Source organism: Paenibacillus sp. JT31N17 (assembly GCF_056269255.1).
In genome coordinates this window covers 365721-380303 of sequence record NZ_JBWDNP010000004.1, presented here as the reverse complement: position 1 = coordinate 380303, position 14583 = coordinate 365721, and the positions used below count along the sequence as shown (strand labels likewise).

The window sequence follows — 14583 nt, the reverse complement described above, 5'->3', positions numbered from 1 at the left end:
GACAAGGCAAGCCCGGCACCAATGGTACGGCAGGCCTGCCGGCAAACAGCGGAAACGGATAAGTGCTGTCTCACTTATTCATTCAAATAGGTGGTGACCTTGCCTTGGATAGCGGCTGCGGTTTCCTCCGCGCTCTTCTGTCCCTTGAAGAATGGACCGGTCTCGCCTGCAATCAGCTCGGCGATTTTGCTGTCTGTTTCCTGAACAGCATTAATACCGGTCATGTAGCTCTCCAGCTTGTCGATTTCCTCATCTGTCGGCGGTTCAATCACAATCGATTGTCCGTCCAGCGTCTTCTTGCTCGTGGCGCCGGTGTTTTCCTGCTGCTTGAGTGCCTCCTGGAGGCTATGGAATGCCGCTTTGCTTACGGGGATCCCCCTCATCCCGCTCCTTGAGCTGGTGGATTGAATTTCATCAGACAATATGAATTTCAAAAACTCCCACGCCGCCTGTTTGTTGGGCGATTTGTCATTAATCGAGAGGGTCAAATTAGAGCGGAAAGCATATCCGGGGGCTGCGCCCGGCGCTCTGTAAACCGCCCCTTCAGCACCCAGCATCACTTGAGGAATCGTGATGAGATCGCTCAAATACCGGAAGGGATAGGGCAAAAACAAATTCAAATTGGTCCCCGCATCCGGGGCGGCCATACCATCATCAACCATCTGCTTCGCCTGCTTGAGCAAATGGATGAATGCCTCCCCATCGAATGAGGCCTTCCTGGCCTCTTGATCGACGAACTGTCCGATGCCGGGGTTCAGCATCGTTTGCAGCAGCGTATCTGCCGGCATCTGGTTGATGGCCGAACCCCCTGACGGAACGAGCGGCTTGACCCGGTCGATAAATTGCTGCCAGCTCCAATCCTTGTCGCCCACATCGCTCTGTCCGATGGCCGAGCTATCGCCGATCCACAGGTTGGTGAACTGCACCGAGGTTGGAATCGTCACATATTTACCGTTATATTTCAAGGTATCGAACACATTGGTATAGTAATCATCCAGCTTAAAATCGGGATCGCTGCTCATCATTCCGCCGATATCGGCGAGCATATTCTTGTCTGCGTATTTCTTATAAGGCAAATAGTTCGTGACCAGCATATCCGGACCTTTGCCGCTGGCCAGCTCCGTCGTGACCGTCGATACGAATTTATCCATATCCCGCTGAATCTGCGCTGATGCGCCTGCGGCGGTTTTATCGCCCGGCATCGCGACATACTCTTTGAAATTTACCTCGATCCCCGGATGGGAAGCTTCGAATGCCGCTTTCAGCGAGTCAAAAAAAGGCTCATTCGACTGGACGGCGATCGTCAGAACAATGGGGTCCGCCGATACCGGTCCCGCTGTGTCCCCGGCGGGTACCGACGGTTCATTATTCGCTGTACTGCATGCTGCTGTCAGAAGCGGGAGCAGCACAGCCAAACTCATGGCAAGTTTTCGCAAGGTTATAACTATTGGGCTGGACATCCTGATTACCACTCCTTCTTGATCGTTATCATTCGGTGATACTCGGTAACACTAAGTAACCATCCCCATAAAATAATCGGATCGCGAGGGGACATTATGATTTCAATATTCGCCTGCCTGGCCGCAGCGAGCATAACCAGGTGCGCTGCCAGAATGTAGAGGAAGATTCGAACGGCCATGCTGCCGCTGCCGACTCCGGCAGATCTCCATAATTTGATTCCGATCCATGTAAAAGGCAAGCCTGCCAGCAGACCGGCTGCTGCAAGGCCGCTAACCAGTTCATTGACCCGCTGCCGCATCAGCGTCTGCCCATCGTACGAGACCGCTCCCGCCTGATTGGCAACAGCCAAAAAACGCTGGCCGAGCAAATCCCGAAAGAACGATAAATCGATCCATCGGTCGGGAATCATTTCAGGAGGCAGATAGAGGGGAAAACGGATCAGCAGCCACATCATGCCGATACCTACTGCCAGAGCTAAAACAATCGCGGTTCTTCCAACCAGCCATAGACGGTTGCTCTGCAGCACATCCATCCAATCGTCCTTGGCCAATGACGCTTGAATTCGCCTGTAAGCCAGGCACAGCTGGAGAATCAGTACCCTCGCAGCGGCAACCATGGCTCCAACTCCTGCAGCAAACAGCAGGAGCTGTGTTTTTTGCGCAATCCACCGGTGCTCCTGCACGTCACTGTCGATCACAAAGGAATCGGATCTGCTGCCTGCTGCAGCAAGCAGCTGTCTAATCCTGTCTTCATCGGCGATCCAGGACCCGCTGTCAGCAGCAATACGCATCTCCTGTATGGAAAGCCCCGGGTAAAGGTCAAGCAGGGTAGTAACCGGAACGATTATGTCCGGTCTTCTGTCATTCGTCATACTGCGCAGTAGTGAAGAGGGCTCCTCAAACACACCTACAATATGGAATGCAGTACCGCCGATCTCAACGCTTTTCCCTGTTACATCGGTAGACCGAAAGAGCCTCTCCGCCATTTCCGTACCAAGCAACGCCACTCTACTGTGCCCCGTTATGGCTGTTTCCGTAACCGGACTGCCGGATCTGATCCATCTCTGCGTGAAGAGGCCGTCATCCTCGCTGACGCCAATCACATCTCCGGTCACCGACACTTGCCCATAGGCAATCGTATCGGATCTGCTTGCCGACCAGGATGAAGGCAAAGGCGCCCAGGCAGCGGCGATGCGCTCCATTTGCCGAAGCGTCCATCCAGCGGAGCCCGTAGGATCGGCAGAAGCCGCTGAAGCGGATTCGGGATTAACCCGAACAGTCATCCTGTCAAGCTTCTGTGTTCCGTTTGCCTCTTCCCAGCTGCGGATTATGGCAGTGGATAATCCCGCACCTGACATCAGGAGCAGCACTCCTGCAAAAACAATCCAAGAAGCCAAGCATGTACGGCGCATCGCGTGGGCCTCCTTTCCATAGTCATCCCGCATAGCCCTTCGCTCTGCGGTCCGCGGGCTACTCCGCAGCAAGCACCCTGTCTCCGTCCGCCACTGGCTTACTGCTCGATACGACTACTTGGTCCCGGGGAGTGATTCCTTTGACCACGATTGTCTTTGTTTCATCCTGATCTCCGGTTTCCACAGCTGCCTGCTGCAGGAAGTATTCGCTGCCGAGCGGACCGTTTCGTTCCTTCAGCAGCAGCACAAATTCTCCGTCGGCATCCTCGCGAATAGCACCGCTTGGCAGAAGCATGGCGGACGGCTGCATCTTCTTCACAAGCGTCCATTCTCCGGTTTCTCCACCCTTCAGCCGCTCGTCCTTCAATGTGAGGACAACTTCCTTCATGCCGCTTGCGGGCGCTGCGGCAGATCCGGCCGTATCGTCCCCGGAAACGGGGGGAGCACGGACAATCGCTACCTCTGCGGGAATACGCGCATTATCGAGCGATTCAAAGACAGCCTCCGCCTGATCGCCGACACTGATCCGGTCGGCTTGACTTGAATCGAGCAGAAGCGTAATGCGCTGGCCAGCGGCGGGATCGGCCAGCCGGACCGCCGCCATCCCTGCCTGAACCGCAGCGCCTCTGTCCGCATTCAGCTCAATGACAATTCCATCTGTAGGAGCCTTGATGACGGAAGACTGCTGAAGGGAGTCCTCCTGACGGGATATCTGCCTCTCCATCATCTCCAAATCAAGCTGCATGCTCTTGATGTCCAGCGAAATCGTTCGGATAAGCTGTCCTTCCGAGCTTCTTTGGGCTTCGATATACTGCTCCTGAAGCTTCTCAAGCGCGATCCGCCGCTGCTCATACCGCGTCCGGTCGTCCTCCAGCGCCTCCCTGGCCGCCTTGGTGTCGAATGCGACAAGCGTCTGCCCGCTCTTGACCTGGTCGCCGGTCTGGACATAAACCTTACTGACCGGCCAGACTGCACTCGTATACAAATCAAGAGTCTGCGCCGCTTCCACAGCTCCAGAGCCGGAAATCACATATTGAAGCGCACCTGGCGCCGCTTGCTGCAGCGTAACCTGCGGAACCGAGTAATTCAGCAGCGTGTTTGAGAACAGTGTAAGCAACGCAATGCCAACGATGAACAAGACGATCACCTTGCGCAGGTATCGTTTGCCGGACCGTCCGGGCGATGCCGGGAGCGGACCGGCTGTTTCCGGCAGCTGCATATTGAACCTCCTTCGATTTTGCGCGGGGCGTTAGCTTCGACCCCGCTTTGCCCGGCAAACCGCAGCAAGCATAGGATTGAAAAGCAACCCGGCGGCAGAGAGGTTACCCTTTAATGCCGGACAGCTGGATGCCCTCCACCAGCTCCTTCTCCGCGTACAAGGCCAACAGGAGCATCGGCAGCATGTAAATAGCAGAAGCGGCGAATGCGATACCGCGTTCTTCCGCTCCAATGACGGACAGATAAACGGACAAGGGCTGCTTGATGGCATCCTGCAAAAAAATAAGCGGCTGCTCCACCATATTCCAGTTGTCGACAAACGCGAGAATCGCAAGCGCCGCCATCCCGGGTCTGCACATGGGCACGATCACCCGCCTGAAGATGATCCAGTGCCCAGCCCCATCCACTCTGGCGGCTTCGGCATACGCATGGGGGATCGAGCTCATATACTGCCTGAGCAGAAATACACCAAATGCGCTGAATATTCCAGGAAGCACGATAGACGAGTATGAATTCAGCAGGCCCAGTCGGTCGGCAACGATGTAGTTGGGTACAAGCGTGACCTGGAAAGGCATCAGCATCATCACAATGTACAGGAAGAACAGCGGTTCCCGGCCGCGAAAGCGGAGCCGGGAGAACGCATACCCTGCAAGCGAGGCTATGGCGATTTGTCCGGCAATAATCAGCACGACGATTCTCATCGAATTCCAGAACATAAACAGAAATTGCGGCTTCTCAATCAGAACCGTATAGTATTGCGACAATGTGATCCGGTCGGGTATGAACCGCATGCCCACAAATCTGTCTCCGCCCGAAGAGGAGTCATCCAGGACCGCCGCGCCGCCGGATATCGCGGAATAATGCGCGGAGATTTCATTTTCGGTCATCAGCGAATTCGTAAAGGTCAGCAGCAGCGGAATCATGAATGCCACAACCACTGACGCCAGGAGAATCGTGCGCAGCATGGCCCCCCACCCGCCGGCCCATACCGCAATCCGACGCTTCCAGCGCTTTTGCCCCGCAATGATGATGATCCTCTGATCAGCTGGCTCCGCCTCCAGTTTCCCCACATTCACACCTCCTCTAGCCGATCGATTTGCCAATGCGGCGTTCCGCCAGAAACAGCAGCAGCACGAGCAGCACAATGACTACTGCCATTAAGAACGCGGCGGAGGTCAGCTTCTGATAATCCAGTGATTTGAACATGTTGTTCATGAAATGCTGCAGCATGTAAATGCTCTCGTTCGGGTAATCTCCAGCGATCAGATACGTTTCCCGGAATACCTTGAACGAGTTGATGATCGACATGATGAAGACAAAGAACGTCGTCGGCGTCAGATACACGAGCGTAATCGATCTCCATTTTTTCCAGCTCCCCGCACCATCCATGGACGCCGCTTCATAGTAATCGGCGGGAATGTTCTGAAGCCCCGCCAGAAACAGCACCATGTTGTAGCCGATGTTCTTCCATAAATAGACGACGATCACAACGGCCATCGCCGAGCCGCTTTCCATCCAATCGCGGGGTTCCAGCCCGTATCCGGCAAGGATGCCATTGAGGGAGCCGTTCAGATCGAACAGCATCTGCCAGACATACACAACCGAAGCGACAGGAACGACGAGCGGTATCAGAAATCCGATCCGCAGCCAATTCCGGGCATATATCTTGCGGTTCAGGAGCATGGCAAGGCCCAGCGACAGCAGCATATTAAGCGGAACGCTGATGCCTGTGAAGAGGAGCGTATTCCGGGCCGCCTGCCGGAAGACGGGATTAGCCAGCAGGTCAAGATAGTTCTGTATGCCGACGAATGAACCGTCAATGGGACTGTCAAACAGCGAATAACGGAAGCCAACCATAAAAGGGAAGAGATAAAAGACCGAGAAGCCGATCAGACTGGGTGACAGAAACAAACTGACCGCGACAAATTCCTTTATCCCCCGGCTCCGGCGCTGTGCCATAAGCAATCACCCCCTTCCTGCTGCGACTACCCACAGCTTATCCGCCGTTTATGAAACAACCATGAAAAACGGGGCCGCACGTGAAACTCACGCACAACCCCGCTGTTTGTTTGCTTATCCGGGCAAAATAACGGTGAACCGGCTGCCCTTGCCGTATTCGCTTTCCGCCGTGATTCTTCCCCCGTGCGCTTCGGCGATCCATGCCGCAATAGACAAGCCGAGTCCCATTCCGCCTGAACTGCGGGAACGTACCTTATCCGCCCGGTAGAAGCGCTCGAAAATAAGCGGAAGCTCAGCCGCGGGAATACCGATCCCGGTATCCGACACGGTCAGCTTCCAGCCCTCGCTGCCGCCCGCCTCCAGCCGGATCATGACTGTTCCCTCCTGCCTGTTGTATTTCAGCGCATTGTCCAGCAAAATGATCACAAGCTGCTTGATCCGTGCCTTATCTCCGCAGAAACTGCTTGAAGCACCCGCTGCCGGCTTATCTTCCAAATACAGCCGCACCCCTGCGCCAAGCGCAAGCGGGCGCATCATCTCTGCCGCTTCCGCCACAATCTCTCCCAGCTCGAACGGTTCGAGCAGCAGCTGCGGGAATTCGGAATCGCTGCGGGACAATGTCAGCAGTCCCTCTACCAGCTGAGTCATCCTGCTGATCTCCTCCTCCATCTTCTGCAGCACATCCCGTTGAAACGGCGGCAATCTGTCCCTGTATTCCCCGATGACCTCTACAGACGAATGAAGGACGGCAAGCGGCGTCCGCAGCTCATGGGAAGCGTCCGCCGAAAATTCCTGCTGCCGCTTATATGCCTGCCGGATCGGAATCATCGCCCGTCCTGCAAATACATAGCCGATTCCCGAAGCGATGACAAGCAGCCCCGCACCCAGAATGATCATAATCATCCGCATTTGCTTGAGCACATATTGATTGCTCGTGACTTCCTTGCCCGTGAACAAATAGCCGTAATCCACCGTGCTCTTATCAAGCGGTACAAGCATCGTGGTGAAATCCCTGCCTTCCGGCGTATGATGATCCGTGAGCGCGTTCAAACCGCCACCGGCAATATCTGTTTTGGACCATGCGAGAATATCTTCCGTCGGTATGCTTCCATCCGTGCTCTGCTTATAAGAAGAAGTCAGAAGCTGTCCGCTGGGATCGACCACGATGCAGAATTCATCCAGCTCAAGAAAGCTCCAATTGAACGTCACCGTCTTGGGATAAGTCAACTGCAGCAGCTCCGGGATACTGAGACGCGTCTTGAGCGATACTGCTTCGAGCTGACCCGATACTTGTGTAAAGACCTGCTTCAGCTGCGTAGACACATTATTCTTCAAGGTGTGGCTGAGCAGCAGGTAATAAGCCAGAGCCACAATGATAAGAATGATAGCGATAATGCCCCCGTAGCTGAGCGCCAGCATATTGCGTGTTTTCTGAAACATGGCAGCCCCCGTCAACATTTATTTGATCAGCCGAAAACCGAAGCCGCGGATGCTTTGAATTAATTTGGATTCATAGGGTCCGTCGATTTTTTTGCGCAGCAGCTTGACGGTCGCGTCAACGGCGTTGGGCGTTACATCTGCGGACAAGCCCCACACTTGATCCATGATCTGCTGCCGGCTCAGCACCTGGCCGGCGTTCATCACCAAATAAGCGAGCAGCTGGAACTCCCGTCTGGTTAATATAACCGGGATGTCCTGACGGAGCACCTCGAAAGTCTGCATATTGACAACCAGGTCGCTGATCCGGTAAATTCCGCTGGTCCAATCCGTTTCTACTCGCCTCGCGAGCACCTGAATGCGTGCGAGCAGCTCTTCGAATGCGAAGGGCTTGACCAGATAATCATCAGCCCCGGACAGCAAGCCGCTTACCCGGTCCGGTACCGCGTCCCGTGCCGTGAGCATCAGAATCGGCGTATGCAAATTCCGGCTCCGCGCTTCCTGGCAGAGCTCCAGGCCAGTTTTTCCCGGCAGCATCCAGTCCAGGATGAACAGATCATAGCGGGCGGCCTCCATATAGTCGAGAGCCACACCTCCATCCGTAACCCAATCAACCGAGTGAAGCTGCTTGGCAAGCTTGTACTCGACCAGAGGCCCAAGCCTGATATCGTCTTCAACCAGTAATATTCTCATACGCTGCACTCCTCCCTTACGTCAGTCCATTCCATGCCTGGCTCCAGTATAATAACCTGACCCCTTGCAGGGACACAGATGCAATAACAAGATGGTCATGCCGGCCGCAGGTCAGGCTCTTCTTGCACTCAGCTTACAGGAGAATACTGAAATTTGTATGAAAAAAAGGCCCTCCCCTTCTACAAAATGCAGAAGACAGAGAGCCTGATCTATGGCGGCAATACGCTATATAACCTCGGGACGCGGAGAATCAAATTCGACTTTGTCGCTGCCCGTGGCAGAAAGCGGAATGCTCAGCATGCGCATGACGTCCATGGAGCGGAGCATAGGATGCAGCGGCGAGAGCTCTACCCCATCCTTTTTCAGCCAGTTGTCCATGTCCTCCTGCTCCAGAATTGCGGGCATAAGCTCCTGATATGGAGAAACAAGGGCATTGGCACGGGTCATGAGCAGAGTGCAGGTGCGCATCTCCCCTCCGGAGGCCGAGCGGAATACATCATACAGACCAGCGATTCCGAATGTCCCGCTGCGCATCGATATTTTGACTCTTTCCGTCTCCTTGCCAACCGTTCTGCTCAGGTAGAAGCCATTGCATGGAATGACGCAGCGCTGTTTCTTCACAACACGGTCGAATATCGGCTTCCACAGCATGGTCCTGCTGTCCATCCATAACGAATCCTTGGCCCAGAAAGGCATCAGTCCCCAGCGGCATTCATCCATGACCCGGTTTTCCTTGTGCTCGAATATGGCGGAAAGCGATTCTGTCGGTCTGATTTCACGGCGGTTTGCCGTATGGTATATCACCTGATCGATTTGAAAGCGATCCGTCAGTTCAGAAGCGTCAGCCATAATGGAAATAGATTGGCACATGCAAAATCACCTACCTCTTCATGTTTTGACTAGTATTTGCCTATATCCCCCATTCCATGTACGAGAACACGAAAATTTGCTTTATCGCACAAGAATTCTTCATGTTTCAAAAGTTCGGTCGATATAATAAAGGACAACTATTGAAAGCATGCAAAGGTTTGAAGCAGTTATTGGCGGGGGTGGGCAGTGATGAATTCTCCATACGGCAAGCGAGGATCAACGTTCATTTTACTACTCGGTTTGGGGCTGATGATGTTTTTATGGCGGGGTGATGCGGCCAGCGCCGCCGGCGATTCTGCGGCCACTATCCAAGACTATGAGAAGAAGCTGGGAGCCGCGATGCTCCGGAAACCTGCCGCATACAGCATCGTTTATACGGGCGGCACCTTGGCAATGGATCAGCTGGAGAGCATCCTCCGGCGTATTCACAAAACGAACGATTATCTTCACTACAGCACCAGGCAGTACCGGTACGCCGCCTCAACCGACGGCCGCAAGACAACCGTAAGCTATACGTTTGAATATTGGGAAACCCAGGCCCAGTCCAATCAGGTGAGCTTGAAGGTCAAGGAGGTTCTGGGTAAAATCATTACCCGGAATATGAACGATTTTCAGAAGGAAAAAGCGATCCACGACTGGATCGAATCCAATCTGTCCTATGATTCGACACTCAAGCAGTATTCTGCGTACGCCGGTCTGTTTGGCAATAAGAAGACTGTCTGCCAGGGCTATGCGCTGCTCGCGTTCAAGATGCTGTCGCAGGCGGGCATAGAGAATAAAATTATCGAAGGGAATGCGGGGGGTCAGCTGCATACGTGGAATCTGGTCAAGCTGGACGGGAAATGGTACCATCTGGACACCACATGGAATGACCCGGTTCCGGATAAGCCCGGACGAATTATGTATGATTATTACAACCTGACGGATGCTCAAATGAAAGTCTCGCACACCTGGAACAAATCCGCCTCCTATCCGGCTGCCGTTACTTTGTTCGAAACCACACTCGATGCGAAGAGGAAATCGGATGCCGGCAATGCGGCTTTCTATCAAAATCTGAAAAAAACGCTGGGCCTGCATTATATGGAAGCCGCCCATACTGCCGGTAATGCCGCCGATCTATCGGGCTTTATCGCGAATGCCATCAAAGCAAATCAGAACAGCTTCACTATTCGCTATACGAACAAACGAACGCTCGCCGCCGACATCAAGAAGGCGTTCAGCGGTACGAGCAACATCTCCAGGTATAGTTATTCATACTCCGACTATACAAGAAGTCCTTCAAGCGCGGATGTTCTGGTTACCGTCACTCTGACCAGAAGGAAATAACCGGAAGTGATTGGAAATTGATGGATTCACAGCTTCAACGCAAGCACCAGCGCCCAATCCACCCATGCGATTATCAGGAAAACAGCGGCGGGCTGCTCTTGCCCTGCTGTGTATAAGGCCGCTGCCGCCAGTGTGAATACGATAATCTGAAGCGCGGCGCGCAGCGGCGGAGTAACAGGAATGGATGCTTTGGGAGCGATGAACAATCCCCATAGGATGGCAACCGCCAGCGGAGCGCCGATCCCCGCAACGACGTTCACGAGTATCCCTTTGTCAATATGAAAGCCCCAATATCCGAATGCGGCCAGAGCACCCAGCTCTACCAGGAACAACACAAGCAGCAGTCCAGATTGAATAATGATCATAAGAGCAGCCTTCTTTCATTTGAGATGGACGTTGTTGGCACAGGTTTAATAACCATTGGTAATAATATAACCAATGGTTATTAAACCGTCAATAACTTTCTGCCGGCTGCCTCAGTCTGAAGACCGAGAAGAAATCATCCTAAAGCATATTTTTCAATAAAGATATCTATGGTACGATCTAGGAAGCCTAATAAAACGAACGGAGGAAAAGATTATGTCTAAAAAAGCACCACTCGGCGCACTGCTGGTCCTGGTCGGAATATTCCTGTTCACCAGCCGGGACAACGTCATGGGACCAGGCAAGGTCATGGCTTACTTCTGGCCAAGTTTATTCGTTATTCCGCTTGGGCTGCTGTTTCACTGGATGTATTTCTATGCGACAGAGCGCAGGGGGATCGGCTTGTTAATTCCGGGAGGCATTCTGTTCGGGGCCGGCATTGTCTGCCAGATCTCCATGCTGTTCGACGGCTGGGCTTATATGTGGCCGGGCTTCCCGCTGGCTGTAGCGTTCGGACTGTTTGAATTCTACTGGTTCGGCAAACGAAACCGCTGGATGCTTGTGCCGGTGTTCATTCTCGGGAGCGCCTCCATCATCTTCTTTGTCGCCTTCACGCTGGGAACGATCTTCAGCTTTCACTTCATTGGACAAACGACAGCGGCTGTCGCCCTGGTTGTAGCCGGTGTTCTGCTGATGCTGAAAAGAAAATCCGACGACAACTCCACCTATTGAAGCTTGCCGGCTCGTGATTATTTGAAGAAACCGGGTGTCTGCCGCCTGCCATATGCTCTGGAAGCGATGCACCGACGAAAAGAGACTGCTCCGGAATGTCATTCTCATGACACCCTGGAGCAGTCCCTTTTTTTGTTTCAATCCTCGAATCAATCATTCAACTCTGCAATCGCTTCTGCTTTCTCACTGCTGGCAACGACCAGCAGAACCGCTATCAAGCAGCCAATGATAAGTGAAACACCCATAGGACCTCTCCTCTTCGACATCGGATGTTCTATCCTATGTCAGTGAGTCTAGCAATATGAATAGTTTCACCATGCGAGAGAACAATTATACGCGGGTACCTACCACCGTTTGCCCGGCTTCCCTTTGAAATCAAAATCGTCAAGCGTCCCGAGCCGCTCATAGGTCTCCTTATAAATCCGGATCAGGCTCTGCACCTTGTTGAATTCATTGTCCTCCGGCCCGTAGCCGTCCATATACATCCGCTGTATGATATCCTGAAAAAAAGCGATGCGCTCCTGCACCATCTCCTTCTCCAGCTGGAGGACCTCCTCGAAGCTGTGCGCCTCGATAAAATCGGTCTTCTCATCCCGCCCCTGCTGCGGGGAGGGCTTGGTGTATTCATCCGAGCCTTCCGGCCGCAGATCGATTGACGTTCGGAGCGAGGACAGCGTAATATTCTCACGGGCCAACAGCACATGAAAATCCTTGTTCTTCAGCAGATCCGTCACCACGATCGCGCACATTTCCTTATTTTGCAGCAGAATGCCGTCAAAAGGGTGCAGCGTCCACTCTTCATCGCGCATAAACAGAGTAAAGATAAATACAGTGCTCCCGTATTGATAATGGATATTAATAATGGAATCGTCTATCAGCTCAAAAGAAAAATCCAGCATCGGACTTCTCCCCCTTTATTCACATGGTATCTTGTCACTTATTCTACCAAAATGATCCACATAAATACAGCAGGGACAAAGGGGTAAGGGAGAGAACCTCCGCCATCCGTTCCCGGTCAGCCGCACAAAAAAAGCTCGCCCCAAGAGCCGGGCAAGCTGCAGTGAAAGTGGATCAACCGTTTTAGAAAGAAAGGATGAAGCGAGCTGCGCCGCCATCCGCAGAATGCGGTTTTGCCGCACTATTCAAGAAAGCTGCTCGCCTCTTTGGACGCAGCAATATCTTTGACGCCGCCTGGTACGGGCGCTTCCCCCTGAGACAGACCGAGACGGTCGCCTAGTTGGCCATTCATGGCTGTCATGCGTGTGGTGTAATCATTGCAGCTGTCAATAATGCGGCGGTTCGACTGCTCCGAGGCATCCAGAGCCGCTACAAGGTCGCCAATCGCCTGATTGACGGATTCCATCGACATGGCAGGCTTGGACAAGAGCTCTGTCGTCTTCTCCGTCGTCGCCCTCAGCAGCTTGGCATTTTCCTTGAACTGCTCCTCTATCGTCCGGTTGGTGGCGTCCACCGCCGCAATGACCTTCTCCTGGTCATTAAGGGCGAGCGCTATCATCGCTGACACCGTGATCAGATTAACGGTCTTGTCGATGGCATTGCTCACGGAATCGATCAGCTTGTCGTTATTGTCGTTAATGATATCCGTTGCGGCAATCGCCTGATTATAGAGCATGATCATCTCGGTCATCGATTGAATCCGCGTGACGACCTTGCGGAGCCCGCGCTCCAGCTGCGGCTTGCGCGATTCGCGCACAGGGTTGGCGATTTCCGCTTCGAACAGATGCTTGAGCTTGTTGCCAAAAGCGATCTTGGTCTGGAGATTGTAAATCTCCGCGATCGCCAATTTCTTCAGCTGGCGCATATTGATAATATTTTCTTCCAGCGAATCCTTGCCGTCCCGCAGACCTGCGACGATCGTGTCGACATTGGTGCGGACGCTCTGGTATTTGTAGACATAATTTTTGAGCGGGCTCTTGCGCAGCAGCTTGCCGAAGAGGCTGACATTCTTGCTCTGCTGCAGGCTTTCGCATTCACTGCGCAGCTTCAAGATCATGTTCGATACTTCGGCGCGGTCGCCGGACATCAGGTCATTAACCGGACGGTCCAGCATTTTCAGCGTTTGCCCGGCCTTTTCCTGCGTTTTGGCTCCCAGCTTGCCAATCTCGTCCATCAGGGAGTCCAGCTCCAGCGTATCCGTATGAGCGACCTTCTGAATCAGCAGCGACGCTTCCTCAGCAACTTTCTGCTGGTCTTCTTTTTTTAACTCTACAAGTTGAGCAGCCATTCGTTAACCCCTCCTCTTATAATTCGGAACTGCTGTACCGCTGGTGAATGAGCTCTGCCTTGGTCTGAAGCTCAAGCAAATCCTTGTGCTCGATGGTGGAGACAATATCGGAAATTTTCGTATCCACTTCCTTGATGCCGTTAAGCAGCATCCTCCGGTTGCGGGTCTTGGCTTCGCCGCCCAAACGCAGAAAAGGATTCAAAATGCCGTTCAAATCTTTGAGAATCAATCGCTTGACCGTATGGTTCACATTGCTGTCCTTAAGCTCCTGCAGAAGCGGGATAATCCGCTGCAGCCTGGCGAACAGGGCGAGAGATTTCAGGACGATCTCATCGTCCAGCGCATTCTTCTGGCCTTCGGATATAACCATATCCTCCAGTACCTCCAGGTACTCCACAACAGGGGCAAATTCGGGACTGATTTCCTGTCTATGTCCTCCACTTGCGGCAGCGGACTGATCAGAGAAGGGTGACGGTGCGGACGCGCGCGGTTCCCCGGAGGACGGTTCACTGCCAGCCTGACGGACCGGGGGGTTGGAAGGAGAGTCGCCCGGCTTCAAGGAAGCGTCAGGCAAAAATTCAGGAGAAATGGCGGGATTATGGCTCCGCTTCTTCCTCTTGGGCAGCAGGCTGCCGATGATTGCGGCTATAACGGGAATGAGCAGCGACGCCAGCTCCGGAACGAGCGGACTGGTTACAACAGCTGCGACGTAACCGATCGCTGCAGCAATAAGCATATTGGATCTGAAAAGCATATACCGTAAACCCCCTTCGATAAGGACTGGCTTACCTATATTGTAGAAATACAGTGGAACGCTGTCAACAAAGCAGGCTTCCTGTAAAATATTACACCTGCTTTACGGTTAACC

14 protein-coding genes are annotated in these 14583 nt (G+C 53.3%); 2 read left to right on the top strand and 12 right to left on the bottom strand.

Going from position 1 to position 14583, the window contains the following annotated elements; genetic code table 11:
- Positions 1–74 precede the first annotated feature (74 nt).
- The 8 genes from AC0YOB_RS17310 to AC0YOB_RS17275 form a co-directional block, all read right to left on the bottom strand.
- Positions 75–1460: an ABC transporter substrate-binding protein gene (locus tag AC0YOB_RS17310; protein ID WP_475793837.1), complete on the bottom strand. Its 1386-nt coding sequence runs from the start codon at positions 1458–1460 to the stop codon at positions 75–77.
- A 5-nt stretch (positions 1461–1465) separates the two neighbouring features.
- A complete protein-coding gene (locus AC0YOB_RS17305) occupies positions 1466–2872 on the bottom strand; it encodes an ABC transporter permease (RefSeq protein WP_475793836.1) in 1407 nt (468 codons plus the stop codon).
- Between the two features lie 58 nt (positions 2873–2930).
- Positions 2931–4091: an efflux RND transporter periplasmic adaptor subunit gene (locus AC0YOB_RS17300; protein WP_475793835.1), complete on the bottom strand. Its 1161-nt coding sequence runs from the start codon at positions 4089–4091 to the stop codon at positions 2931–2933.
- A 103-nt stretch (positions 4092–4194) separates the two neighbouring features.
- A complete protein-coding gene (locus AC0YOB_RS17295) occupies positions 4195–5160 on the bottom strand; it encodes a carbohydrate ABC transporter permease (RefSeq protein ID WP_475793834.1) in 966 nt (321 codons plus the stop codon).
- 13 nt (positions 5161–5173) lie between these two features.
- Positions 5174–6049: a carbohydrate ABC transporter permease gene (locus tag AC0YOB_RS17290; RefSeq protein WP_475793833.1), complete on the bottom strand. Its 876-nt coding sequence runs from the start codon at positions 6047–6049 to the stop codon at positions 5174–5176.
- A 114-nt stretch (positions 6050–6163) separates the two neighbouring features.
- Positions 6164–7489 carry a sensor histidine kinase gene (locus AC0YOB_RS17285; protein ID WP_475793832.1) on the bottom strand — a complete coding sequence of 442 codons (1326 nt, stop codon included), beginning with the start codon at positions 7487–7489 and terminating at the stop codon, positions 6164–6166.
- Positions 7490–7507: 18 nt separating this feature from the next.
- On the bottom strand, positions 7508–8179 hold the full coding sequence (locus AC0YOB_RS17280; protein WP_475793831.1) for a response regulator transcription factor: 672 nt from the start codon (positions 8177–8179) through the stop codon (positions 7508–7510).
- Positions 8180–8404: 225 nt separating this feature from the next.
- Entirely contained in the window at positions 8405–9049 is a 645-nt protein-coding gene (locus AC0YOB_RS17275; protein ID WP_475769783.1) for an SOS response-associated peptidase, read from the bottom strand.
- A gap of 189 nt (positions 9050–9238) precedes the next feature.
- Between AC0YOB_RS17275 and AC0YOB_RS17270 the strand changes: the two genes are divergently transcribed.
- On the top strand, positions 9239–10375 hold the full coding sequence (locus AC0YOB_RS17270) for a transglutaminase domain-containing protein (protein WP_475793830.1): 1137 nt from the start codon (positions 9239–9241) through the stop codon (positions 10373–10375).
- Between the two features lie 26 nt (positions 10376–10401).
- Here the strand turns inward: AC0YOB_RS17270 and AC0YOB_RS17265 are convergent, their stop codons facing one another.
- A complete protein-coding gene (locus AC0YOB_RS17265) occupies positions 10402–10740 on the bottom strand; it encodes a YrdB family protein (RefSeq protein WP_475793829.1) in 339 nt (112 codons plus the stop codon).
- 214 nt (positions 10741–10954) lie between these two features.
- On the opposite strand from AC0YOB_RS17265, the gene AC0YOB_RS17260 reads away from it, so the two are divergent.
- Complete coding sequence (locus AC0YOB_RS17260) at positions 10955–11470, top strand: hypothetical protein (protein WP_475769780.1); 516 nt, start codon at positions 10955–10957, stop codon at positions 11468–11470.
- A gap of 344 nt (positions 11471–11814) precedes the next feature.
- Here the strand turns inward: AC0YOB_RS17260 and AC0YOB_RS17255 are convergent, their stop codons facing one another.
- From AC0YOB_RS17255 to AC0YOB_RS17245, 3 genes are all read right to left on the bottom strand, one after another.
- Entirely contained in the window at positions 11815–12369 is a 555-nt protein-coding gene (locus AC0YOB_RS17255) for a hypothetical protein (RefSeq protein WP_475793828.1), read from the bottom strand.
- Positions 12370–12608: 239 nt separating this feature from the next.
- Positions 12609–13715, bottom strand: coding sequence for a toxic anion resistance protein (locus tag AC0YOB_RS17250; protein WP_475793827.1), 1107 nt, complete (start codon positions 13713–13715; stop codon positions 12609–12611).
- A 16-nt stretch (positions 13716–13731) separates the two neighbouring features.
- Positions 13732–14469: a hypothetical protein gene (locus AC0YOB_RS17245; protein ID WP_475793826.1), complete on the bottom strand. Its 738-nt coding sequence runs from the start codon at positions 14467–14469 to the stop codon at positions 13732–13734.
- Positions 14470–14583: the final 114 nt, after the last annotated feature.